The sequence below is a fragment of the Streptomyces sp. NPDC047841 genome, from assembly GCF_040704085.1.
In the GTDB taxonomy this organism is placed as follows: Bacteria; Actinomycetota; Actinomycetes; order Streptomycetales; family Streptomycetaceae; genus Streptomyces; species Streptomyces argyrophylli.
On the sequence record NZ_JBEYRP010000005.1, the window covers coordinates 71,979 to 96,186 of the forward strand.

The following is a 24,208-nucleotide window of genomic DNA, read 5'->3' on the forward strand; positions in this document are numbered from 1 at the left end:
GTGACGCACGACACAGCCGCGCGTCCAAAGTTCTGTCCGTTTCGTGACGTTACGCACTGACAGCTGGTTAGTCCGCCCTTCAAGCTGATGTAGGAAGTCGGGGGTCGACTTTGAACCGGGAGTATGTCAGTGAGCGCCATGCCGATCGCCCTGCTGCTCACCACGGCAGCCACCGGCGCCGTGGGTGTCGCCGTCCTGCGCACCGTGCTGAAGCTGCGCCGCCAGCTCACCGATCTGGCGGCGCAGCTCGCCGACGGCCAGGCGGCCACGACACGTGCCCTCCTGCCGAACGCCCGTACCGCCGCGGACGCCGAGGAGATACGGGCGGCCGTGGCCGAGGCGCTGGCCGAGGAGCGGGAGCGCGAGCTGGCCGAGGCGCGCGCCTTCTGGGCGGCGCAGGAGGCCCGTGACGCCTCCGAGTCGCCCTCGCTGTACGGCCTGTCCGACGCCGACGTGTTCCTGCCCCGCCAGGCGGACTTCGCGGGCCTGGAGTCGCTGGAGCCGGTGGCCGAGCCGGGCGCCGACGCCGACGAGTTCGCCGGGGAGTCCCCGGAGCTGGCCGCTGCCCGCCGCCGGCACCCCTCGCACCCGGACTTCGTCCCCGTGCAGTCGCCGGCCGTGAACGACCACGAGCGCACCGTCACCACGCTGGAGGAGCTGGCCGCCGAGCGCGTCGAACTCTCCGACGTCCGTCCCGGCCCGCTCGGCACGCTCGACGTCTACGTCTTCGCCGACGGCACCACCCTGTGCATGACCCCGGGCCACCGCGAGACGGCGGAGCGCCTGGCGAGGGCCCTGGAATCCGGCGAGGCCCCGTACCTCCTGGGCGGCTCGGGCATCTCCGGCGCGTACGCCCTGACGTTCGCGTGCGGCGAGGAGACGGTGTACATCCTGGCCGACAGGGTGATCGCCTCCCTCTGACGGGCGGTGCCGGACCCCGCGTCAGACCCCCGCGCGCTGCCGCGCCTCCTCCACCAGCCGCACGGCCTCGGCGACCTGGTCCTCGCTGCGCACCACGACCGCGAGGTCGTGCGCGGCCACCAGGATCTGGTCCGCCGCGGCGAACATCCCCGCGTCCGGCATCTCCCGGGGCTCACCCTCCGGCTCCTCCATCAGCTGGGCCCGCCGGGAGAGCTCCCGGGCCAGGGCCAACGCCTCCGCCGCGGCGCTGCGTTGGAGCCGGCTCTGCGGCGCCGCCCGCAACCGGTCGGCGAAGTGATCCACTGCTTGGGTCAAGGGCGTCGTATCAACCACCCGCCGAGCGTAACGCCCCGCACTGTTGCCAATACGCGAACGCTCGGGCACGGTGACCTGAAGGACCGGCTTACATCCCCTTTGTGTTCGGAGGCGCCGATGTCCCACGTCTTCTCCGAGGAGACCCACCGCAACCTGCTCGCCCGCATCCCGCACTGCACCGGTCGCGAAGTCTCCGACTGGCTGCGCACCGTCGAAGAAGGCCCGGCACTCTTCCGCTTCGAGGAGAAGGTCAGCTGGCTCCGGCACGAGTACGACCTCGCGTACGGCCACGCGAAGGCGCTCGTGCACGAGTACGACCTGAGGAGGGCGGCGCGCAAGCTGCTCTGAACGGCACAGGGCCCCGGGCGGATCGCCCGGGGCCCTGCCGATGAGCTGTGCCTGCGCTAGTCGTTGCTGCTGAAGATCGCCACCAGCCGCAGCATCTCCACGTAGATCCACACCAGGGTCAGGGTGAGGCCGAACGCGGCGAGCCATGCCTCGTTGCGCGGGGCGCCGTAGGCGATGCCGTCCTCGATCTGCTTGAAGTCGAGGGTCAGGAAGAACGCGCCGAGCACGATCGCGATGATGCCGACGAGCGCGCCGAGCGGGCCGAAGCTGCGCAGTCCGCCGTCACCGGCGACCCCGAAGGCGACCAGCAGCAGGTTGATCGCCATGACCACCAGGAACGCCATCGCGATGGCGAGGCCGATGCGGGCGTACCGGGCGGTGACGCGGATCCAGCCGGCCTTGTAGACCAGCAGGGTCGCGCCTGAGACGGCCATGGTGCCGAGCACGGCCTGGAAGGGCGCGCCGCTCCAGCGGCTGTTGTACATCTCGCTGATGACGCCGAGGAAGACGCCCTCGAAGGCGGCGTACCCGAGGATCAGCGCGGGCGACGGGGTGCGCTTGAAGCTCTGCACCATCGCCAGGACGAAGGCGATCAGCGCGGAGCCGACCGCCAGGCCGTAGCTGGTGCCCGAGACGGGCAGCAGGGCCCAGGCGAGGGCGGCGCCGACGGCGACCGTGCCGAGCGTGACGGCCGAGCGGACGACGACGTCGTCCATGGTCATCCGGTCGGTGGTGGCCGGGGCCTGGGGCGGGGCGCCGACGCCCTGCTGTGCGTAGGGGTTCTGCGCGTACGGGTTCTGCGCGTACGGGTTGCCCTGGGCGTACCCGGCCTGCGGTGCGGTGTTGAAGCCGGCGTAGCCGTTGTCGCGGCTGAACCCCCGTCGCGAGAAGACCGGGTTGCTGCTCCTCATTTCACTCCTCCATGGCTGCCGAGCGCAGCCTTGGCTCAAGAGTAATGGATTGGCAAAGGATCGACCATGATACTTGAGGAGGATCTTTCCCCTGCCGTGCTGCGCAACACGCTACGCGGACGACTGATTCCCGGCCATGGACGGACGGCTAACCGAGCGGAAACCCTGTGTACGCCTCGGCCAGGTCGGTCTCGGCCGCCTGGCAGGAGGCGATCCGCTCCAGCCGGGCCAGCTGGAGGCGGGCGTCGAAGGCGGTGGCGTCCGGGGCCGGGTGCAGCAGCGTCGTCATGTCGTAGGAGAACCGCTCGGCCTGCCAGACCCGGCGCAGACAGGTCGCGGAGTAGGCGTCGAGGAGCTCCGGGGAGCCGGTCCGCCGCTCGTGGGCGAGGGCCCGGGCGAGCGTGACGACGTCACCGACGGCGAGGTTCAGCCCCTTGGCGCCGGTCGGCGGCACGATGTGGGCGGCGTCGCCGGCGAGGAAGAGCCGGCCGTGCCGCATCGGCTCGTGCACGAAGGAGCGCATGGGCGTGACCGACTTCTGGGTGACGGGCCCGCGCTCCAGCCGCCAGCCGTCGTCCGTCTCCAGCCGCCGCTCCAGCTCGTCCCAGACCGCCTCGTCGCCCCACGCCCCGGCGTCCGTGCCCGCGGGCACCTGGAGGTAGAGCCGGGAGACGGCCGGCGACCGCATGGACAGCAGGGCGAAGCCGCGCTCGTGGCGGGCGTAGACGAGTTCGTCGTGTGAGGGCGCGACGTCGGCGAGGATGCCGAGCCAGGCGTAGGGGTACGACCGCTCGAACACCCGGGAGACCCCGGCCGGGAAGGCCCGGCGGGCCACGCCCCAGAACCCGTCGCAGCCGACGACGTAGTCGCACTCCAGCACGTCCTCGCGCCCCTGGTGCCGGAAGGTCACCCGCGGCCGGTCGCTCTCCGCGCCCTCCACGGCGAGCGCCTCGGCCTCGAACAGCAGCGGCCCGCCCTCCTCCAGCCCGAGCGCGATGAGGTCCTTGCAGACCTCGGTCTGGGCGTAGACGGTCACGGACCGCCCGCCGGTGAGCGCGGGGAAGTCGACGCGGTGCCGGCGCCTGCCGAACCGCAGCTCGATCCCGTCGTGCCGCAGCCCCTCCCGGTCCATCCGCTCCCCGGCCCCGGCGGCGCGCAGCACGTCGACCGTCCCCTGCTCCAGGATCCCGGCCCGCTGCCGCTGCTCGACGTAGTCCCGGTCCCGCCCCTCCAGGACGACCGACTCGATCCCGGCACGGTGCAGCAGCCGCGCGAGCAGCAGCCCGGCCGGCCCCGCCCCGATGATCCCGACGGTGGTGCGCATCGGACGTCTCCCTGGTCTCCCGCCGCCCCACAGGGCGTTCGTCTGGTGAAATTTCTTTCACCGTGTTCGGGCGTGAGTCTCCGACCGCACGGGTCCCGCTGTCAACGGTCGTGCGGCGGTCGAGGGGTGGGAGGACGGTTCCGGAGGGGAAACCGACGGCGGAAGGTGCCCGGAGCCGGACTTGAACCGGCACGCCCGCGAAGGGGCAGCGAGGTTTAAGCTCGCCGTGTCTGCATTCCACCATCCGGGCAGGCCATGGGCTCCGCTTGCGAGGTTCGAGCCTATCGGGAGCCATCCCCCGAACAGTGGGTGGGTGGGCCGATGTTGTCTTATTTTATTGACGTCTGAGGGTGCATCAGCCCGCGGAACGCGCCGTCCGCACTTGCCAATAGCCTGTCGCGACGGCTGTACACGCGTACGCGAAATGACGGAATTTCACCGTCCGAACGAGGGTGTTCCACCTGTTCTCGACACGGCCCCCGGCGCGACGCCCGACACCGCCCCCGACGCGGACGGCGTCAGGGTCCGCTGTCCTCCCCAGGTATGACGGCGGGCCGCTCCGTCCGACCCCAGTCGCCCCCCGGAACCGGAACAGCGACTGACTCCACGCGCCTTTCGCACCGAGACGATGGAACGGTCCCCAGGAACACACGTCGTCCCGACAGGAGCGCCCTCCCGTGACCACCACACCCACCGCCGGCCGGACCACCGCCGTGGCCGCACGCGCCACGGAGCTGTCGAAGATCTACGGGCAGGGTGAGACCCGGGTGGTCGCCCTGGACCGGGTCTCCGTCGACTTCCGGGCCGCCGAGTTCACCGCGATCATGGGGCCGTCGGGCTCCGGCAAGTCCACGCTGATGCACTGCGTGGCCGGGCTGGACACCTTCTCCTCCGGGTCGGTCCGGATCGGGGACACCGAGCTGGGGTCCCTGAAGGACAAGCAGCTCACCAGGCTGCGCCGAGACAAGATCGGCTTCATCTTCCAGGCGTTCAACCTGCTGCCGACGCTGACCGCCCTGGAGAACATCACCCTCCCGATGGACATCGCCGGGCGGAAGCCGGACAAGGCCTGGCTGGACCGGGTCATCGAGATGGTCGGGCTGTCCGGCCGGCTCGGCCACCGGCCCTCCCAGCTGTCCGGCGGTCAGCAGCAGCGGGTCGCCGTCGCCCGTGCCCTCGCCTCCCGGCCCGAGATCATCTTCGGTGACGAGCCGACCGGGAACCTGGACTCGCGCTCCGGCGCCGAGGTCCTCGGCTTCCTGCGCAACTCCGTGCGCGAACTGGGCCAGACCGTCGTCATGGTCACCCACGACCCGGTGGCCGCCGCCTACGCGGACCGCGTGATCTTCCTGGCCGACGGCCGGATCGTCGACGAGATATACGGCCCCACGGCCGACTCCGTCCTCGACCTGATGAAGCAGTTCGACGCGAAGGGCCGTACCAGCTGATGTTCCGCACCGCCCTGCGCAACGTCCTCGCGCACAAGGCCCGGCTCCTGATGACCGTGCTCGCCGTCATGCTCGGCGTGGCGTTCGTCTCCGGGACGCTGGTCTTCACCAACACCATCTCCGACGCCTACCAGAAGAGCTCCGCCAAGGGCTTCGACCAGGTCGACGTCGCCGTACGGCCCGAGTACCAGGACTCCGAGGGCAACCGGGTCGGCAGGACGCCCGAGCTGACCCGGGCCCTGCTCGACAAGGCCGCCGCGGTCCCGGGGGCCGCCTCCGCCACCGGTGTCGTCACCGGCTTCACCGCCGTCGCCGACAAGCACGGCAAGCTCGTCGGCGGCGACTGGCAGTCCGCCGGCGGCAACTACTGGGGCACCGAGGACCCCCGTTATCCGCTGGTCGGCGGCCATGCCCCGCGCGGCAAGGACGAGGTGCTGATCGACTCGGCGACCGCGAAGCGGGCCGGCTACCGGGTCGGCGACACCGTGCGGCTCTCCGTGGACGGCCCGGTGCTCACGCCCACCGTCAGCGGCATCTTCACCACCGACGACGGCAACGTCGCCGCGGGCGGCAGCCTCACCCTGTTCGACACGGCGACCGCGCAGGCGCTGTTCGGCAAGAAGGGCACGTACGACGAGATCGACGTGCGGGCCGCGGCCGGCACCAGCCAGACGGAGCTCAAGGCCCGGCTCGACAGGGCCCTGCCCACGAAGCTGGTCAAGACCACCACCGGCAGGCAGCTCGCCGACGACCAGGCGAAGGCCATCTCCGCCTCCATGAGCAGCCTGAAGCAGGGCCTGCTGGTGTTCGCCGGCATCGCGCTGTTCGTCGGCACCTTCATCATCGCCAACACCTTCACCATGCTGGTCGCCCAGCGCACCCGGGAGCTCGCCCTGCTGCGGGCGGTCGGCGCCTCCCGCCGCCAGGTCACCCGCTCGGTGCTCATCGAGGCGTTCGCCGTGGGCGCGGTCGCCGGTGTGACCGGTCTGGCCGCCGGTGTCGGCATCGGCGCGGGCCTGCGCTCCCTGCTCGGCTCGTTCGGCGCGAGCATGCCCGACGGCCCGCTGGTGATCAGCCCCGGCACGGTGGTCACCGCCCTCGCCGTCGGCGTCCTCATCACCATGCTGGCCGCGTGGCTGCCCGGCCGCCGGGCCGCGAAGATCCCGCCGGTGGCCGCGATGAGCAGCGTGCACGCCAAGGCCACCACCAAGTCGCTGGTGCTGCGCAACACGCTGGGTTCGCTGTTCGCGGCGGCCGGCGTCGCGGTGGTCCTCGCCGGGACGAGGATGGACGCCGACACCGGCCAGGGCGCGATGGGCATCGGCGCGGTCCTGCTCGTCATCGGCGTGTTCGTCCTGACCCCGCTGCTGTCCCGCCCGCTGATCGCGGCCGCCGCGCCGGTGCTGCGCGCCTTCGGGGTGTCGGGCAAGCTGGCCCGACAGAACTCGGTGCGCAACCCGCGCCGTACCGCGGCCACCGCCTCCGCGCTGATGATCGGCCTGACGCTGATCACCGGCATGACGGTGATGGCGGGCAGCCTCCAGACGTCCATCGACAAGATGGCCTCCTCCGCGATCCGCGCCGACTACGTCGTCTCGATGGCCAACCGCGGTCCCCTCTCCCCTGGGGTGGAGAAGAAGCTCGCCTCCGCCGACGGGGTCACCGAGAGCAGCCCGCTGCGCAACGGCGAGTCCCGCATCGACGGTGAGACCGAGTTCCTGACCGGCGTGAACGGCGCGGCGATCGGCAAGCTGACGGACCTGAAGGTGACCGACGGCTCGTTCGCCGTGGGCGGCACGCGGGTCGTCGTGGACGAGGACCGTGCCAAGCACTTCGGCTGGAAGGCCGGTTCCCGCTTCACCGCGCACTTCGAGGACGGCAAGGCCCGTCGGCTGACGGTCGCGGGGGTCTACGAGGGCAACGACATGCTCAACGGGATCATCCTCGACGACAAGGTCCTCACCCCTCATCTGTCCGACCCGGCCGACATGCAGGTCATGGTGAAGACGGCGGACGGGGCGTCCGACGCGGCCAAGGACGGGCTGGAGAAGGCCCTCGGCTCCAACCCGGCGATCAAGGTCCAGGACAAGCAGGACATCTCCCGGGAGATCGCGCAGATGTTCACGCTGATGCTGAACTTGGTCTACGGCCTGCTCGGCATGGCGGTGATCGTCGCGGTGCTCGGGGTCGTCAACACGCTGGCCATGTCCGTCTTCGAGCGGGCCCAGGAGATCGGGATGCTCCGCGCGATCGGCCTGGACCGCAAGGCGGTCAAGCGGATGGTCCGCCTGGAGTCCCTGGTGATCTCCCTGTTCGGCGGGGTGCTGGGCATCGGCCTGGGCGTGTTCTTCGGCTGGGCGGCGGGCGAGCTGCTGGGCACGAAGATGCCGACGTACGAACTGGTGCTGCCCTGGGGCCGGATCGCGGTGTTCCTGCTGCTGGCGGGCCTGGTCGGCGTCCTGGCCGCGCTGTGGCCGGCCCGGCGCGCGGCCCGGCTGAACATGCTGACCGCCATCAAGGCCGAGTAGGCGGTCCTGCGACGGCACACAAGGGGGCCCCGTCCCGCGGGGCCCCCTTGTGCCGTACCGCGGGCCGGGGGTGTTGCTGCCGTACCCCTGTCAGCCGTGCCAGGTGCGGGCCCGCAGGGGCAGTCCTGAGGCGCCGGACTCGGGGGTGCGGATCGCGAGGACCTGGTTGACGCCGATGCGGTTGCGTTCGAAGGCGAGCGCGGAGGCGGCCATGTACAGCTGCCAGACGCGGGCGCGGCCGGGGCTGGTGAGGCGGACGGCCCGGTCCCAGTCGGCCTCCAGGTTGGCGACCCACCGGCGCAGGGTGCGGGCGTAGTGCTCGCGGATGGACTCCACGTCCCTTACCTCGAACCCGGCCCGCTCCAGCTGGGTCACGGTGGTGCCGACGGGGGCGAGTTCGCCGTCGGGGAAGACGTAGGCGTCGATGAACTCGTCCACCTCGTACGCCGACTCGTCCCGCTGCGGGCGGCGGGCGATCTGGTGGTTGAGCAGCCGGCCGCCGGGCTTGAGCAGGGCGTACAGCTGGCGGGCGTACTCCAGGTACTTCTCGGCGCCGACGTGCTCGGCCATGCCGATGGAGGAGATCGCGTCGAAGGGGCCGTCCACGATGTCCCGGTAGTCCTGGACCCTGATCTCCACCCGGTCGGTCAGCCCCTCGTCGGCGACGCGCTTGCGGGCGTACGCCGCCTGCTCCTGGGAGAGCGTGACGCCGACGACGCTCACGCCGTGCTCGCGGGCCGCGTGGATGGCCATGGAGCCCCAGCCGCAGCCGACGTCCAGCAGCCGCTGACCTTCCTTCAGACCGAGCTTCAGGCAGACCAGTTCGAGCTTGTCGCGCTGGGCGGACTCCAGGGTTCCGGCATCTTCCCAGTAGGCGCAGGAGTACACCATGGAGGGGCCGAGGACGATCTCGTAGAAGTCGTTGCCGACGTCGTAGTGGTGGCTGATGGCCCGCTTGTCGGTGCGGCGGGTGTGCAGGTTCCGGCGGGGCCGGCGGACCTCCTCGCGCGGCGGGGCGGGCGGGATCGGCGGGCCGGCCAGTTTCAGCAGCTCGCGGGCGGCGGCCCGGACGTCGGGGTCGCGCAGGGCCTGGACGAGGCCGCGGGCGTCCTCCCCGCGCTCCCAGACGAGGCCCGCCACGGCGTCGAGCGCGGTGTACAGGTCGCCCTCGATCCCCAGGTCGCCGGAGACCCAGGCGCGGGCGAGGCCCAGCTCTCCCGGTTTGAACAGCATGCGGCGCAGGGCGCGGCGGTTGCGCACGACGAGTGCCGGCGCGTCCGGCGGACCCGCCTGCGACCCGTCCCAGGCCTTCAGGCGTACCGGGAGCGGGGCTCCCAGCATCTGCTCGGCAAGACTCCTCAGCCGCGACGCGGCTTCGGCCATGGCGCACACCTCCAAGACGACGATCCCGGATGCCGGATACCACGTAAACACCGCGAGGGCCTCGGCGCAGTCCCGCAAAGGAGTTACGACTGGGCAAAACGGTTGTAGAAACCATGCGGATGGGTGCCCGGGAACGCCGGAAGACCTCCCGCACCACGGATGGCAGGAGGTCTTCCGGGTCGGTCACCGACAGGAGGACCTGTCGGTGACCGGACTGTCTTTCGGTGACCCGAGGTCTGTCGTCGACCGGAGGGTCTGTCAGTGACCGGAGGTCAGGAGGCCTTGGCCTTCTCCTCGGTCTTGCTCGCGGCGGCGACCGGCGCCGGCTTGGCGGCCTCGTAGAACTCCTCGCGCGGGTTCTCCATGGCGCCGAGGGAGACGACCTCGCGCTTGAGGAACATGCCGAGCGTCCAGTCGGCGAAGACGCGGATCTTGCGGTTCCAGGTCGGCATCGCCAGACCGTGGTAGCCACGGTGCATGTACCAGGCGAGGCGGCCCTTGACCTTGATCTTCATCTTGCCCATGACGATCATGGCCACGCCCTTGTGCAGGCCGAGACCGGCGACCGCGCCCTTGTTGGCGTGCTCGTACTCCTTCTGCGGGAAGCCCCGCATGCCGGAGACCACGTTGTCGCCGAGGACCTTGGCCTGGCGCAGCGCGTGCTGGGCGTTCGGCGGGCACCAGGCGTTCTCCACGCCGGCCTTGCGGGCGGCCATGTCCGGCACCTGGGCGTTGTCGCCGGCGGCCCAGATGTAGTCCGTGCCCTTGACCTGGAGCGTGGGCTCGCAGTCGACGTGACCGCGCGGGCCGAGCGGCAGACCGAAGCGGGACAGGGCCGGGTTGGGCTTGACGCCGGCCGTCCACACGATGGTGTTGGAGTCGACCTCCAGGCCGTTCTTCAGCACCACGTGGCCGTCGACGCAGGAGTCCATGGAGGTGGAGAGGTAGATCTCCACGCCCCGGCTCTCCAGGTGCTCCTTGCCGTACTGGCCGAGCTTGGGGCCGACCTCGGGAAGGATCTTGTCGGCGGCGTCGACGAGGATGAAGCGCATGTCCTCGCGGGACACGTTCTTGTAGTACTTGGCCGCGTCCCGGGCCATGTCCTCGACCTCGCCGATGGTCTCCGCGCCCGCGAAGCCACCGCCGATGAAGACGAAGGTGAGCGCCTTGCGGCGGATCTCCTCGTCGGTCGTGGAGTCGGCCTTGTCCAGCTGCTCCAGGACGTGGTTGCGCAGGCCGATGGACTCCTCGATGCCCTTCATGCCGATGCCCTGCTCGGCGAGGCCGGGGATCGGGAAGGTGCGGGAGACCGCGCCCATGGCGATGACCAGGTAGTCGAAGGGCAGCTCGTACGCCTCGCCCACCAGCGGGGCGATCGTGGCGACCTTGCGGTCCTGGTCGATGGTGGTGACCCGACCGGTGAGGACCTCCGCCTTCGGCAGCACGCGTCGCAGCGGGACGACGACGTGCCGAGGGGAGATGCTGCCGGCGGCGGCTTCGGGGAGGAAGGGCTGGTAGGTCATGTACGACCGGGGGTCGACGACCGTGACGGTCGCCTCGCCGTAGCGCATCTTCTTGAGGATGCGCCGAGCTGCGTACAGGCCTACGTACCCACCGCCTACTACGAGGATCCTGGGACGCTCCGTGGTGCTCATGGCATCGAGTATCCACCCGCCCCAGGGGGGTCGCTCGTGCGCCCCTTCACAAGGTCTGACGGGGCCTGTGTTAAACTCCGCGGCTCGCATGACGCGGACCACGGGGACACGAGGGAACCGAGGGGCGCTTCGCCCCGTTGTCAAGGCCGCGTGAGCTGCCTCTCCGGCTCCGCGAGGTGACCGTGAGGGCACCGTGACACCCTTGGAACACCCCCCTCCAGACCCCTCCCGCGCCCTTCATCTGAACATGTTCAAACAGCCCCGGGACCCCCGAAAGGGCCAATGGGCCCCCTTCCGGGGCCCGACCGGAGGGAATTCCTTGTGAAGAACTTCACGAAGGTTTCCGCCGGGGTGTGACCAGGGGCCCCTCCAGGGGGCCCCGGGTACCGCTCAAACGTTATCCAACCTGCTCAGGAGGTGGCTACCGCTCGGTAACAAAAGAGAGCCACGCCACGCGTCACGCCAGGGACCAGGCGATGCCGTCGAGGATGTCGTGCTCGCTCACCACGACCTCCTCGGCGCCGATCCGCTCCATCAGCGCGAGCAGGACGAGGGCGCCCGCGCCGATGACGTCGACCCGGCCCGGGTGCAGGGACGGGATCGCGGCGCGCTCGGCGTGCGTGGAGCGCAGCAGCCGTTCGGTGATCTCGCGCACCCGGTCCCGGGAGACCCGGGAGTGGTGGATGCGCGCGGAGTCGTACGCGGGCAGCTCCTGGGCGATGGCGGACACCGTGGTGACGGACCCGGCCAGGCCCACCAGGGTGTGCGCCTCGCGCAGCGGGACCGACTGCTCGGCGAGGTCCAGGGCGGCCTCGATGTCGGCCCGTATGGCGGCGATCTCGTCCTCGGTGGGCGGGTCGCTCACCTCGCCGCCGTGCACCAGGTGCCGCTCGGTCATCCGCACGCAGCCGACGTCCACCGAGCGGGCGGCGCGCACGTGGTCGTCGCCGACGACGAACTCGGTGGAGCCGCCGCCGATGTCCACGACCAGGTAGGGCCGGGCGAGGCCGGCACAGCCGGTGAGCTCCTTCGTGGCACCCGTGAAGGAGAACTCGGCCTCCTGGTCACCGGTGATGACCTCCGGTTCGACCCCGAGGATGTCCAGCACCCCGCGCACGAACTCCTCGCGGTTCTCGGCGTCGCGGGAGGCGGAGGTCGCGACGAAGCGCAGGCGCTCGGCGCCGTGCTCCTTGATGACCTCCGCGTACTCACGGCAGGCGGCGAACGTGCGCTCCAGCGCCTCGGGCGCGAGCCGGCCGGTGCGGTCGACGCCCTGGCCGAGCCGCACGATCGTCATCCGGCGGTCCAGGTCGGTCAGTTCGCCCGTCGCCGGGTCGGCGTCCGCGACCAGCAGACGGATGGAGTTGGTACCGCAGTCGATGGCGGCGACACGGGTCACTGGCCGTCCTCCTCGATGGGCCGGACGGCGAAGTACCCCGAGCCGTCCTCCGTGTTCTCCGTCTGCCGGCCCTCGCCGGCCGGCACGCCGGGCAGCGTCACGCAGGCCCCCTTGCGCCACCACTCCGGCAGCATCGCCAGGGCCTCGTCGCCGAGCGGGTTCACGCCCGGGCCGGCGGCCAGCGAGTGGGCGACGAGCACGTGCAGGCACTTCACCCGGTCCGGCATGCCGCCCGCGCTCGGGAAGCCCTGGAGGACCTCGATCTCGTCCCGGCGGCGGACGTAGTCCTCGTGCGCGGCGCGGTACGCGGCGGCCAGCTCGGGGTCGCGGCCCAGCCGCTCGGTCATCTCCTTCATCACGCCGTTCGCCTCCAGCGTGCCGATGGCGGAGGACGCCTTCGGGCACGTCAGGTAGTACAGCGTCGGGAAGGGCGTGCCGTCGGGCAGGCGCGGCGCCGTCTCCACGACGTCCGGCTGACCGCACGGGCAGCGGTGCGCGATGGCCCTGAGGCCGCGCGGCGGGCGGCCCAGCTGCTGCTTGAAGGCCTCTACGTCCGCGTCGGTGGGCTCGGTGCGCGGAGTGGGCGGCGGAGGGGTTTCCATGACTGCTTTCAGGGTGGGTTGGTGTCGGTTGCCGGACCGGGCGAGCCGGTCACTGGTCGGAGGCGTCGGCCTTGTCGACGCCTTCCCAGACGTTCGTGTACCAGGGCCGGCGGGCGGCCCCGAGGTCCGCGCGGGACTGCCTGGCGGCGCCCGGGTCGACCACCACGTACCCGGTCTCGCCGGGCATCACGTAGTGCAGCCGGCGGCGGATCTGCTGCTCGGCGTAGGCGTCGTCCTGCCAGCGCGCCTTCAGGTCGCGCAGCTGCTCGACGCGTTCACGGGCCTGCTGCCGCTGCCGCTCCAGGTCGGCGATCTGCTCGCGCTGGGAGACGTACTGCCGCATCGGGTAGGCGAGGGCGACGATCATCGTGCACAGCACGAGCGCGAGCAGGGCCGCGCGGCCGGTGAGCCGGGAGCGGCGGGCCTGCCGCTTGGTCTGGGAACGGTAGACCCGGGCCGCGGTCTGCTCGCCGAGCAGCCGCAGCCTGGTCGCGGTGGAGAAACGGTCCCGGTCCCTCACGGCCATCTGGCTCTCCGCCTCCCCTTTCACACGCGCGTACGTCCCCGGACACGGTACGGGACCGAGCACGGGGACGTACGTACGACTGGCTGAGCCCTACGCCAGGATGGGTCAGCCCTTGGAGATCCCGCCGCGGAAACGCGGGAACGCGCTGCGGCCCGCGTACACCGCCGCGTCGTCGAGGATCTCCTCGATGCGCAGCAGCTGGTTGTACTTGGCGACGCGCTCGGAGCGGGCCGGGGCGCCGGTCTTGATCTGGCCGCAGTTGGTGGCGACGGCCAGGTCGGCGATGGTGACGTCCTCGGTCTCGCCGGAGCGGTGCGACATCATGCACTTGAAGCCGTTGCGCTGGGCCAGCTCGACGGCGTCCAGGGTCTCGGTCAGCGAGCCGATCTGGTTGACCTTGACCAGCAGGGCGTTGGCGGCGCCCTCCTCGATGCCGCGGGCGAGGCGCTCGGGGTTGGTGACGAACAGGTCGTCGCCGACCAGCTGGACCTTGTCGCCGAGCTTGTCGGTGATGACCTTCCAGCCGGCCCAGTCGTCCTCGAACAGCGGGTCCTCGATGGAGACGAGCGGGTAGGCCGCCACGAGCTCCTCGTAGTACTCCGTCATCTCGGCGGCGGAGCGCTCCTTGCCCTCGAAGAGGTACTTGCCGTCCTTGTAGAACTCGGAGGCGGCCACGTCGAGCGCGAGGGCGATCTGCTGGCCGGCGATGTAGCCGGCCTCCTTGATGGCCTCCAGGATGAGGTCGAGGGCCTCACGGTTGGAGCCGAGGTTCGGGGCGAAGCCGCCCTCGTCGCCGAGGCCGGTGGACAGGCCCTTGCTCTTCAGGACCTTCTTCAGGGTGTGGTAGACCTCGGTGCCCCAGCGCAGGGCCTCGGAGAAGGACTCCGCGCCGATCGGGGCGATCATGAACTCCTGGATGTCCACGTTGGAGTCGGCGTGCGAGCCGCCGTTCAGGATGTTCATCATCGGCACCGGCAGCAGGTGCGCGTTCGGGCCGCCCAGGTAGCGGAAGAGGGGGAGGTCGCTGGCCTCGGAGGCGGCGTGCGCGACGGCGAGCGAGACGCCGAGGATGGCGTTGGCGCCGAGGGAGCCCTTGTTGTCGGTGGCGTCCAGGTCGAACATGGCCTGGTCGATCAGGCGCTGCTCGGTGGCGTCGTAGCCGACCAGCTCGGGGCCGATCTGCTCGATCACGGCGAGGACGGCCTTCTCGACGCCCTTGCCCTGGTAGCGGTTCGGGTCGCCGTCGCGGAGCTCGATGGCCTCGAAGGCGCCGGTCGAGGCGCCGGACGGGACGGCGGCACGACCCGTGCTGCCGTCGTCGAGGCCGACCTCGACCTCGACCGTGGGGTTGCCTCGGGAGTCCAGGATTTCCCGGGCTACGACGACGTCGATGGACGGCACGAGCATCTCCTTCTTGGATGTGACGCTGGAAGTGCGGGGCGGTGTGCCTTACGGCTGTGCCTTGCGACTAGAGCCTAACCGTCCCGGGGGCGTCGGCCACCGACCGACCGTCCCGTGGACACGCCGACGGTACCTTTTGTTTCTCGCCGAAACAAAGGGTTCCGGGCCGGTGGACGCAAAAAGCCCCGCCCTGGTGCGTACGGGGGAACACGCACCGGGCGGGGAGCCCGTGGGGACGGGGGTACGGCCCGCTGGGGGCCTTCAGCGGGCCCGCGCGCGGGCGCGGGCCGCCGGGCGGGTCTTACTTCAGGTGCAGCTGCTGACCGGGGTAGATCAGGTTGGCGTCCTCGACGATGTCCTTGTTCAGCTCGAACAGCTTCTGCCAGCCGCCCTGCACGTGGCGCTTGCCGGCGATGGAGCTGAGGGTGTCACCGGTGACGACCTTGTACTCGCCGTCGCCCTTCTTGACCTTCTTGCCGGTCGGGGTGGTGACGGTCTTGCCCTGGCCCTTGCTCGCGCTCGCGGCCGGACGCTCGGCGGAGCGGGAGGCGGCCTGCTCGCCGGTGGAGCGGGTGGCGGTGGAGCTGCCCGAGCCCGTGGAGCTGCCCGAGCCGGTGGAGGTGCTGGAGCCGGTGGAGGTGCTGGAGCCGTTGGAGGTGCTCGGGGTGGAGGTGCTCGGCGCGGAGCCGTTGTACGGAGTGCCGGACAGGCCCGTGCCGCAGACCGGCCAGGCGCCCTTGCCCTGAGCGGCGAGGACCTTCTCGGCGACGGATATCTGCTGCGCCTTGCTCGCCTTGTCGGCGGTGCCGGCGTACTGCGTGCCGCCGTACGCGGCCCAGGTGGAGGCGGAGAACTGCAGACCGCCGTAGTAGCCGTTGCCGGTGTTGATGGACCAGTTGCCACCGGACTCGCACTGGGCGACCGTGTCCCACTGGGAGGCGGTGGCGGCGGAGGCGTTGCCGGCCGCCATCAGCGGAGCGGCGACGGCGGCACCGGTGACACCGGCGAGCGCGACGGCGCGGACGGCCTTGGACGGACGACGGTGCTTGCCCTTGCTGGAAAACAGCATGGATCGATCCCCTCACCGACGCCTGCGAGGTGAGCTGTCGGGTTCGGGCCGGTTGAGTTGCCCGGCCGCACTCCGCTCACGCGGGTGCGGCTTCACCCCGAGCCGGTTCCGGCATCAACTGCCGGGCCCGGCACCTACCTTGGGTCCCCCGCTCCTGCCTACGGCGCTTGACGCGACGACTGTTCCCGGGCAACCGCTGGCAGGATTCGGCGTTGCGGCTGCCGGGGCTCGTGGTGACGAGCGATCACGACCGTAGACACGCGATCCGCGGAATATCAAAGACGATCAGGGCTTCTGAGACTCATCCCACACTTTCGCCAAACCGGACATTAGGGCGCTAAGCGGGACGCCAACTCCCCCTACTTCGCGCCCGTTTCGCCCCCGACTTCCAGGGTCTGACCGGCACTGATGTGATTCGGGTCGGTCCCGATGGCCTTCTTGTTGCCGGCGTACAGCGCGCGCCATCCGCCGTCGACGTCAAGGGAGTCGGCGATGGAGGCCAGCGTGTCGCCCTGACGGACCGTGTACGTGTCCGTGTCATGGGAGGCGTGCCGGCCGGAAGACGCGGCGTTCTGACCGTTTGTCACGCTTTCGCCCCCGCTGCCCTCGTCCGCGCTCGGGCCCCGGTGGCGTCCGCCGCCGAGGGACCCGGTGTCGACCAGGCTCCAGGAACCGGCGGCCTGCTGCGGGTCGTTCCCGACCCCGGTGTCCGGGGTGGCGGTGGGCACGCTGCCGGTTCCCTGCGGGCTTCCGGCGTCCGGAGTGGTGGACTTGTCGGACTTGGGGGTGTCGGTACCTGTCGAACCGGTGGCCGTACCGGCGCCCTTGTCCGGCTTGGCGCTCGGAGTGGTGGTGGCCTCGCCCGAGGAGGACCCGGCCCCGGAGCCGGAGTTGGCGTCGGAGTCCGCGTCCGCGGAGGGCGACGAATCCGGCAGACCGGACGAGCCGGAGCTGCCGGAGGAACCGGATGTACCGGAGTTGCCCCCCGATCCGGACGTTTTACCCGAACCGCCCGTACTGCCCGAACCGCCCGCGCTGCCCGAACCGCCTGAACCGCCGACGCCCGTGTCGACGTGCGTCGAACCCGAGCCCTCGGTGAGACCGGACAGCAGGGCGCAGGTGGCCCAGGGCGTGGTGCCCTTGTCGGCGAGGATCTTCTCGGCGACGGCGATCTGCTGGTTGCGGCTCGCCTGGTCGGGGCTGGCCGCGTACTGGCCGCCGCCGTAGGCGTTCCAGTCCTCCTGCGAGATCTGCAGGCCGCCGTAGTACCCGTTGCCGGTGTCCGCGCTCCACGAGCCGCCGCTCTCGCACTCGGCCACCTTGTCCCACGTGGTGCCGTCGGCCGCGTTGGCGCTCGCCGCGCCGAGCAGCGGGATGGCGATGGCGGAGCCGGTCACTCCGGCCGCGACGAGGAGAGCCGGGGCCTGGCGGGGGCGACGGTGTCGGCCGTTCCCGGAGAGCATGCAGAAGCCTTTCGAGCGACAGCAGGACCGGCGCGGCGGACGGAGCCGGTCGCCGCGCTGATGGGTGAACGTATCGGCAGACGATCACTTGTCACAAGTTCATGCCGCACAGATCACGTGAAGATCACAGAGGTGAACGTCTGTCATGTTCCCTTGCAGAAGCCTGTGCGGGGTCCTGCCGTACCAGGTCGGACGGTGTGTCCGGCAGGCGCGCGCTGTTCAGGCGCCGCCGGGTGTGAACTCCACCGGCAGGGTGCGCAGGCCGCGCATGATGAGTCCGCCGCGCCAGCGCAGTTCGGCCGGGTCCGCGGCCAGCCGCAGATCGGGCAGCCGGGTGAGCAGGGTGGCGAGCGCGGTCTGGCCCTCCAGCCGGGCGAGCGGCGCGCCGAGGCAGTAGTGGATGCCGTGGCCGTAGCCGAGGTGCTGGTTGTCGCGGCGGGCGAGGTCCAGCACGTCCGGGTCGGCGAACCGCTCCGGGTCCCGGTCGGCGGCGGCGAGGACCACGAGCACCGGGTCGCCCGGCGCGATCCGCTGTCCGCCGATGGTGAGCGGCTCGGTGGCGAACCGCCAGGTGGCCAGCTCCACCGGGCCGTCGTAGCGCAGCAGTTCCTCCACGCCGGTCGCCAGCAGGTCCGTCTCCCGGCGTGCCAGGGACTCCTCCAGCCTCCGGCGCTGCGCGGGGTGTGTGAGCAGGGCGTAGGTCCCGTTGCCGATGAGGTTGACGGTGGTCTCGAAGCCGGCGAACAGGAGGATGAAGGCCATGGCGGCGGCCTCGTTCTCGGTGAGGTGCTCGCCGTGGTCGGAGGCGCGGATCAGGCCCGAGATCAGGTCCTCGCCGGGCGCGGGCTCGGCGGGCAGTGCCTCGCGCTTCTTGTGGATGAGCTCGGCGAGGTAGCCGCGCATCTTCTTCACCGACCGGGCGACGCCTCCCCGGGGGCCTCCGCCGTGCCGGATCATCATGCCCGCCCAGTCCCGGAAGTCGTCCTGGTCTTCGCGCGGGACGCCGAGCAGGTCGCAGATGGCGTAGATGGGCAGCGGGAAGGCGAACTCGTGGATGAGGTCGGCGGAGCCGCGCCGGGCGAACTGGTCGATGAGGTGGTCGGTCAGCTCCTGCACCCGGGGCGCGAACTCGGCGACCCGGCGGGGCGTGAAGGCCTTGCTGACCAGCCGGCGCAGCCGGGTGTGGTCCGGTGGGTCGATGTTCAGCAGATGCGTCATCAGCTCGGCCTTGCGCTCGCCGGGGATACCGGTCTTGCCCTTGGCGTGCGCGGGCTCGTCGTGATGCGCCGGGTTCTTGCTGAGCCGCTGGTCGGCCAGGGCCTGCCGGGCATCGGCGTACCGGGTGACCAGCCAGGCCTCGACCCCGCTCGGCAACCGCGTCCGGTGCACGGGGGCGTGCTCGCGCAGCCAGGCGTAGGCGGGATAGGGGTCGGTGGCGAACTCCCAGGTGAAGAGGGCGGGGGCCGGCTCGCCCGGGTGGGCGGACGGTTCGGCGAGGTGGGAGGACGGCTCGGCGGGGCAGGGCTGGTCGGTCACACCTCGACCGTATCCGGCTCGCCGGGGGGCGTCGGACGAGGTGGGGTGGGGGTGGGATGGGGTGGGAACGGCGTGGGGTGACAGCGGGGCGGGGTGGGGGCGGGGTGCCGGCCCTGGCGCCGGGCAGGCCCCCCGGGGCGGAACGCCGCCGGCGCTAGGCCGGCAGGCCCTCGGCGGCTCGTATCGCGTCCCGGTAGGCGCGGGCCGCCGCGCGCAGGGCCGCCTCCGGGTCGGTGCCCGCCGCCTCGGCGCGGGCCGCCAGCGCCAGCAGCTCGTAGCCGATGCCGTCCCCCTGCGGCAGCGGGACGTCGAGGCCGGCCGTGCGGGTGCGGGAGGCGAGCTTGGCGGCGAGGGCCAGGCCGGGCTGGCCGAGCGGGACGCCGTCCGTGACCGACTCGCGCCGCTTCTCCTCGGCCTTGGTGCGCAGCCAGTGCTCCTTGACGTCCTCCGGGGTCTCGGCCTGCTCGTCGCCGAAGACGTGCGGGTGCCGGTGGATGAGCTTGGCGACGATGCCGCCGGCGACGTCGTCGACGGAGAACGGCGCGTCCGGGTCCTCCTCGGCGATGCGGGAGTGGAAGACGACCTGGAGGAGGACGTCACCCAGCTCCTCGCGCAGTTCCGCGCGGTCGCCGGCCTCGATCGCCTCGACCAGTTCGTAGGCCTCCTCGATGCCGTACTTCGCCAGGCCCTCGTGGGTCTGCCGGGAGGACCACGGGCACTCGGCGCGGATGCGGTCCATGACCTGCACGAGGTCCAGCAGGCGGGCGCCGGGCAGGTCGTAGGAGGCGGGGAGCAGCTCCAGCTCCGGCATGGCGATCCGGCCGGAGCCCGCGAGCCGGGCGAGGCCGTCGGTGAGGGCGGGCTCTCCCTCGCCCGTGGCCACGACCACCACCGTGCGGCCGCCGGCACAGGCGTCGACCAGCTCCTGGGCGGTGGGGGACGCCTGTGCCACGGCTATCCCGGCCTCGCGCAGATACGGCAGCTGCGGATGGGCGCCGTCCGCGCACAGCACGGCGTCGGCGGTGCGCAGGGCCTGCCAGGCGGGCCAGGACAGCAGACCGGGGGCGACGCGGTGGCTGGTGGTGAGCAGGACGATGCGGCCGGGGGCGGCTCCCCCACGGGCCTCGGGGCTGGTTTCGTTCACGATCCGAACGTAACCCACGGGGCGACGGAGCGGATCGGGTTGTCCACAGGCCCCGCGTGGTCATGTGATCGTATGACCGGACGCGTCGCCGCGTCGGCCGGCGGCCCGCCTACGCCGTCACCGGCTCCCCGCCCGCCGTCGTGACCTCCCGTACCCACGGCGTCCCGGCGTCCACGCGGCTGCTCTTCTGCACGTCCCAGGAGCCGTAGCGCGGGTTGAGGTCGACGTGAAGCTCCTCCGACGCCTTGGACAGGGCCTTCCAGAAGGCGGGCTGGCTCGTGTCGGTGCCGAGCCGCGCGGCCAGCTTCTGCGCCTCCAGTTGCAGGCGCAGGTTGTCGTCGAGGCGGGCCGGAGCGATGCCGTACTTCTGCAACCAGGCCGTCTCCAGGCCCTTGCCGCCGCCGGCCTGCCGCTCCAGCTCACCGCGCATCTGCTGGATCTCCTTGCGGGTGACGCCGATGCCCGCGTCCCGCGCGGCGCGGTGCAGCACCCGGTCGAGCACCATGTTGTGCAGGGTGTCGCGGGTCAGGGCGCTGGTGGAGGAGACGACCTGCTGGTACTGCGCCTCGTCCGGCACCGCGGCCCGCTGCGCCCGGCGGACCTCGTTGACCCGGCCCTCCAGCTGGGCGACGGTGATCCGCTGCCCGCCGACGACGGCCGCGGCGCCCGGGTGCGCGTCGCTTCCACAGGCGGTCAGCAGGGGTGCCGCGGCGGCGGTCACGGCGGTGAGGACGAGCGCGGTGCGGCGGCGGTGCAAGGGGACCTCCCAGGGAGATTGTGCGGCGGTGCACAAAGTCTTGCGGTGATCGATGGTAGGCAGTGGGCAGGCTGCGGCCAACCCATTCGACCAACGATTCGCGCGCGCTTCGGGCACCGCCGCGCCGCCCCCCGAGGGGCCGCCGGGCCGGCCGGGTCAGCCGACGATGGCCACGGGCGCGTCCCAGGCGTCCCGGTCGACGGTCAGCGTGACGCCGCCGTGCGCCTCCTTGCTGTTCACCATGTACTGGTGGGCGCGGCTGTGGCCCGTGTACTGGGTCGCGCCCCACGGCCAGTCCGCGGTCGTGGTGTTCTGCTTGTCCTACAGCGCGTACCAGAGGTTGCCCGGCAGGTCCGTCTTGTCCTTGGCGGTGGCGACGGCCTTGGCGCTGGAGCTGGTGAAGCCGTAGTAACCGCCGCGGTAGGTCTTGGACCGCAGCGTCTTCATGAACGAGCGGACGTACGTGAGCACGGCGTCGTTGCACGTCTTGTTCTGGACGTCGTACGGCTCCATGTCGAGGTAGACGGGGCTGCCCGCCTTCATGCCGAGCGCCGACGCCTTGGCGACCGCGTCCTTGGCGTCGGTCACGCCGAGGGACGCCGCGGTCGCGGCGGACAGCTTCTCGGGGCTGGAGCCGGTCTGGCAGGGCGGCTGGGCGCCGACGTAGATCGGGATGAGCTTCCAGCCGAGGGAGTTGACCGACTTCACCCAGGAGGCGGTGAGGTTGGGCTGGGCGCAGCCGCGGTTCTTGCCGCCCACGTAGACGGCGGCGGCGCCGTAGAAGCCGGTGTGCCAGGCCTTCATGGCCGACAGCGAGGGGGTGGTGCAGGTGTCGAACGCCCGGCCCGTGAAGGTCTTCTGGGCCGGCCAGGTGGTGGCGGCCATGGAGGTCTGGGCGGCGATCCCGGCCCCCGTGACGACGGCCGCGCCGGCCACCGCCCAGGTGAGGTACCTGTGCTTCTTCGACTGCCGATGACCTGCCATGAACCCACCCCTGCTCGTCGCACGGCGCGTCGACGCGCGTGCGTGCCTGGCGAAAACGAAGCGAAACGTGTCGGGCGCCGGGCCCGGCGCCGGGAAACGCGAGCCCCTTGCGTGCGCAGGATTCTCTCAGAACCCGGCGAAGTCTCCGCGCGGCTACCCGCGTACCTGCCCCAGCCACTGGAGGGTCCGCCGGATCTCCGCGGCCAGCGGATGGCCGGGGCCGTGCAGCCGCTCGACGTCCAGGACGAGCCGGGCGAGGGTGTCGTGGGCGGCCGGCCGGTCGCCGAGGGCGAGCAGCAGATGGCCGATGCGGCGGCGCACTTCGTGGGCGAGCTGAGGGTCCCCGGCGACGTACTGGTTCTCGTAGTACGGCAGCAGCGCGCGGTACTCGGCGAGTGCCGCCGCCGGTTCGCCCAGCTGCTCCAGGCACTGCGCGGCCTCGTAGCGGTAGCGCAGCGACTGCGGGTCGGCCTGGCCGGCCTCGGCGGCGCGTTCGTCGGCGAGCCGGCGCAGTTCGGGCAGTGCGCGCCGGTACTGGCCGTCGTCCATGAGCGTGGCCGCGTACTGCTTGCGCAGGGTGCGTACGACCGGTGAGTGCTCGCCGTGCTGCTCGGCGGCGGCCGGCAGGATCGCGCCGAGGATGTCGACGGCCTGTGTGATGCGGCCCTCGCCGAGCAGCCGTTTGACGTCGTCCACGGCGGCGGCGACATCGGGCTTCTCGGCCACCGGCGGCGCCGGCGCGACGGGCGCTGGCTGGGGCGCGGGGGTCCGTGCGCGGTCCGGCCAGGGGGCGTGCGGGCGCAGGAAGGGGCGCGTGGGGTCCAGGGGCGCTCCGGTGGGCGTCCCACGCGCGGGCAGGAGCAGCGCCAGGGCCTCGTACACCTCCTGCGCGGACGCCGGCCGGTGCTGCGGGTCCTTGGCGAGCAGCCGCAGCACCAGCCCCTCGAGCGCCTCGGGGACCTCGGGGCGGATCCGGCGCACGGGCAGCGGCGGCTCGTACAGGTGCCGGTGCAGCACACCCAGGGCGGTGGAGCCCGCGAACGGCACCTCGCCGCTGAGCAGTTCGTGCATCAGCACGCCGAGCGCGTACAGGTCGGTGTACGGGCCGACCGCGCCGCCCATCGCCTGCTCCGGCGCCATGTAGGCGGGCGAGCCGATCGGGGAGCCGGTGTGCGTGAGGCGCGTGGTGTCGGTGTCCATCACCGAGGCCACGCCCAGGTCGAGGACGGTGACCGTGCCGTCCTGCTTCACCATCACGTTGCGCGGCTTGAGGTCGCGGTGCACGATCGGCACGGCGTGCACGGCGCTCAGCACGGCGCACAGTTGCGCGGCCACCGCGACCGTCCACTGCCACGGGTACGGGTCGTGCTCGGCGAGGTGGTCGGAGAGGTCGGCGCCGTCGATGTACTGCATGACGAGGAACAGCTCATCGCCCTCGCTGCCCGCGTCGTGCACCGTCACCAGGCCGGGGTGGTCCACCTGCGCGGTCACCCGGCACTCGCGCACGAAGCGGCGGCGCAGTTCGTCCGCCTCCTGGCCCGCCACCTTGTCCGGGCGCAGCAGCTTCACCGCCACACGCCGGTCGAGCCGTCGGTCGTACGCCGTCCAGACCTGGCCCATGCCGCCCTGCCCGATGAGCGTGGACAGTTCGTACCGGCCGGCGACCATGCGTCCTGGCGTCACGGTCACCGTCCGCCCTCGCCGAGTCCCTCGTGTCCGTCGTGCCGGCGCAGGTAGTCGCTGAGTTCGTCCAGCTCCGCGCGTACCTGGTCGATGCGGGCGGGCGCGGGGCGCTGGGGCGGCCCGGGGACCGGGGGCACGGCCCCCGTGTGCGGCGGCCCGGGTACCGGGGTGTGCGGCCGGGGCACCGGCGTGGGGTGCGCGGGCGGTACGGGGTGCTGCGGGGCCGGCACGGGCGCGGTGTACGGCGGCGCCGCGTGCCCGAAACCGTAGGGTCCGGGCACGGGCGGGGCGTGGGTGACGGCGTGCGCGAGGGGGAACCCGGCGACCCGCTGCCGCTGGTGCAGCCGGATGTCCACGACCAGGTAGTACACCGCGGACGCCACGCCGAGGAGCATGAGCAGGCCCAGGGCGACGTCGCTGCGCCAGTCCGCCTCCGGCACTTCACCGACCACCACGAACCCGGTGATGGACAGCGGCAGGCTCAGCCAGGCCCACAGCCAGTCGGACCAGCGGCCCCGCACGAAGGCCAGCCGGAACAAGGGCAGGCACGACAGCAGTCCGCAGGTGAGCGCCCCGGCCGCCGCGAACATCACGCGCAGGGATATGACCTTTCCCGCGCTGCGGGGAGGCGGCACCGCGCCGTGGCCGTACATGACTGCTCCTGGGCCGAGTGGGACCGATGGGACGGACGCCGACGGGACGGTGTCCCGGTCGGAGTCCGAGCGTATAGGCCGACACGGACAACGGGTCCCGGGTTGTGCCGAACCGTTGTCGCACTGATCACTTCACGCGTCCCGGCCGCTCCACGGGG

General features: G+C 71.7%; 20 protein-coding genes, 1 tRNA gene, 1 pseudogene and 1 riboswitch. Of the genes and pseudogenes, 4 read left to right on the forward strand and 18 right to left on the reverse strand.

All coding sequences use genetic code 11. The features are described 5' to 3' along the window. The first annotated feature begins 138 nt into the window (after positions 1-138). Positions 139-921 carry a hypothetical protein gene (locus AB0947_RS09085; protein WP_366749940.1) on the forward strand — a complete coding sequence of 261 codons (783 nt, stop codon included), beginning with the start codon at positions 139-141 and terminating at the stop codon, positions 919-921. A gap of 21 nt (positions 922-942) precedes the next feature. On the opposite strand, the gene AB0947_RS09090 is transcribed toward AB0947_RS09085, so the two are convergent. Beyond that, entirely contained in the window at positions 943-1,254 is a 312-nt protein-coding gene (locus AB0947_RS09090; RefSeq protein ID WP_366749645.1) for a hypothetical protein, read from the reverse strand. 99 nt (positions 1,255-1,353) lie between these two features. Here AB0947_RS09090 and AB0947_RS09095 point away from each other — a divergent pair, with 99 nt between their 5' ends. Then, on the forward strand, positions 1,354-1,584 hold the full coding sequence (locus AB0947_RS09095; protein ID WP_189814252.1) for a DUF4287 domain-containing protein: 231 nt from the start codon (positions 1,354-1,356) through the stop codon (positions 1,582-1,584). Between the two features lie 56 nt (positions 1,585-1,640). Here AB0947_RS09095 and AB0947_RS09100 read toward each other — a convergent pair whose 3' ends face one another. From AB0947_RS09100 to AB0947_RS09110, 3 genes are all read right to left on the reverse strand, one after another. After that, positions 1,641-2,495 (reverse strand): Bax inhibitor-1/YccA family protein, encoded by an 855-nt coding sequence (locus AB0947_RS09100; protein WP_366749646.1) that lies wholly within the window; start codon positions 2,493-2,495, stop codon positions 1,641-1,643. Between the two features lie 148 nt (positions 2,496-2,643). Then, positions 2,644-3,819 (reverse strand): 4-hydroxybenzoate 3-monooxygenase, encoded by a 1,176-nt coding sequence (locus tag AB0947_RS09105; protein ID WP_366749647.1) that lies wholly within the window; start codon positions 3,817-3,819, stop codon positions 2,644-2,646. Positions 3,820-3,985: 166 nt separating this feature from the next. Beyond that, a tRNA-Leu gene (locus AB0947_RS09110) sits at positions 3,986-4,069 on the reverse strand. Between the two features lie 427 nt (positions 4,070-4,496). Between AB0947_RS09110 and AB0947_RS09115 the strand changes: the two genes are divergently transcribed. Together AB0947_RS09115 and AB0947_RS09120 are read left to right on the forward strand one after the other, a co-directional pair. After that, positions 4,497-5,267, forward strand: a complete 771-nt coding sequence (locus AB0947_RS09115; protein ID WP_366749648.1) for an ABC transporter ATP-binding protein — start codon at positions 4,497-4,499, stop codon at positions 5,265-5,267. After that, positions 5,267-7,795, forward strand: coding sequence for an FtsX-like permease family protein (locus tag AB0947_RS09120; protein ID WP_366749649.1), 2,529 nt, complete (start codon positions 5,267-5,269; stop codon positions 7,793-7,795). Before AB0947_RS09115 ends, AB0947_RS09120 begins: the two co-directional genes overlap by 1 nt. 90 nt (positions 7,796-7,885) lie before the next feature. Here AB0947_RS09120 and AB0947_RS09125 read toward each other — a convergent pair whose 3' ends face one another. The 14 genes and pseudogenes from AB0947_RS09125 to AB0947_RS09190 form a co-directional block, all read right to left on the reverse strand. Continuing rightward, positions 7,886-9,178 (reverse strand): cyclopropane-fatty-acyl-phospholipid synthase family protein, encoded by a 1,293-nt coding sequence (locus AB0947_RS09125; protein ID WP_366749650.1) that lies wholly within the window; start codon positions 9,176-9,178, stop codon positions 7,886-7,888. A 272-nt stretch (positions 9,179-9,450) separates the two neighbouring features. Next, positions 9,451-10,833 (reverse strand): NAD(P)/FAD-dependent oxidoreductase, encoded by a 1,383-nt coding sequence (locus AB0947_RS09130; protein ID WP_366749651.1) that lies wholly within the window; start codon positions 10,831-10,833, stop codon positions 9,451-9,453. 457 nt (positions 10,834-11,290) lie between these two features. Next, on the reverse strand, positions 11,291-12,232 hold the full coding sequence (locus AB0947_RS09135; RefSeq protein WP_366749652.1) for a Ppx/GppA phosphatase family protein: 942 nt from the start codon (positions 12,230-12,232) through the stop codon (positions 11,291-11,293). Next, complete coding sequence (locus AB0947_RS09140) at positions 12,229-12,834, reverse strand: DUF501 domain-containing protein (RefSeq protein ID WP_366749653.1); 606 nt, start codon at positions 12,832-12,834, stop codon at positions 12,229-12,231. The genes AB0947_RS09135 and AB0947_RS09140 overlap by 4 nt, the downstream gene beginning before the upstream one ends. A 49-nt stretch (positions 12,835-12,883) precedes the next feature. After that, complete coding sequence (locus AB0947_RS09145) at positions 12,884-13,360, reverse strand: septum formation initiator family protein (protein WP_366749654.1); 477 nt, start codon at positions 13,358-13,360, stop codon at positions 12,884-12,886. Between the two features lie 105 nt (positions 13,361-13,465). After that, positions 13,466-14,767, reverse strand: coding sequence for a phosphopyruvate hydratase (eno, locus tag AB0947_RS09150; RefSeq protein ID WP_041665249.1), 1,302 nt, complete (start codon positions 14,765-14,767; stop codon positions 13,466-13,468). Positions 14,768-15,062: 295 nt separating this feature from the next. Beyond that, positions 15,063-15,830 (reverse strand): transglycosylase family protein, encoded by a 768-nt coding sequence (locus tag AB0947_RS09155; protein ID WP_366749655.1) that lies wholly within the window; start codon positions 15,828-15,830, stop codon positions 15,063-15,065. Positions 15,831-15,834: 4 nt separating this feature from the next. After that, positions 15,835-16,006, reverse strand: a riboswitch (cyclic di-AMP (ydaO/yuaA leader). Positions 16,007-16,189: 183 nt separating this feature from the next. Next, on the reverse strand, positions 16,190-17,293 hold the full coding sequence (locus tag AB0947_RS09160; protein ID WP_366749656.1) for a transglycosylase family protein: 1,104 nt from the start codon (positions 17,291-17,293) through the stop codon (positions 16,190-16,192). Between the two features lie 219 nt (positions 17,294-17,512). Beyond that, a complete protein-coding gene (locus AB0947_RS09165; protein WP_366749657.1) occupies positions 17,513-18,829 on the reverse strand; it encodes a cytochrome P450 in 1,317 nt (438 codons plus the stop codon). Between the two features lie 154 nt (positions 18,830-18,983). Further along, the gene (locus AB0947_RS09170) at positions 18,984-19,973 is read right to left on the reverse strand and encodes a nucleoside triphosphate pyrophosphohydrolase (RefSeq protein ID WP_366749658.1); all 990 of its coding nucleotides are present in this window, start codon (positions 19,971-19,973) and stop codon (positions 18,984-18,986) included. Between the two features lie 109 nt (positions 19,974-20,082). Beyond that, the gene (locus AB0947_RS09175; RefSeq protein WP_366749659.1) at positions 20,083-20,730 is read right to left on the reverse strand and encodes a SurA N-terminal domain-containing protein; all 648 of its coding nucleotides are present in this window, start codon (positions 20,728-20,730) and stop codon (positions 20,083-20,085) included. A gap of 156 nt (positions 20,731-20,886) precedes the next feature. Then, a pseudogene (locus tag AB0947_RS09180) lies at positions 20,887-21,714 on the reverse strand (glycoside hydrolase domain-containing protein). A gap of 153 nt (positions 21,715-21,867) precedes the next feature. Further along, positions 21,868-23,382 carry a serine/threonine-protein kinase gene (locus AB0947_RS09185; RefSeq protein ID WP_366749941.1) on the reverse strand — a complete coding sequence of 505 codons (1,515 nt, stop codon included), beginning with the start codon at positions 23,380-23,382 and terminating at the stop codon, positions 21,868-21,870. A 17-nt stretch (positions 23,383-23,399) separates the two neighbouring features. Further along, entirely contained in the window at positions 23,400-24,050 is a 651-nt protein-coding gene (locus AB0947_RS09190; RefSeq protein ID WP_366749660.1) for a hypothetical protein, read from the reverse strand. Between the last annotated feature and the right edge of the window lie 158 nt (positions 24,051-24,208).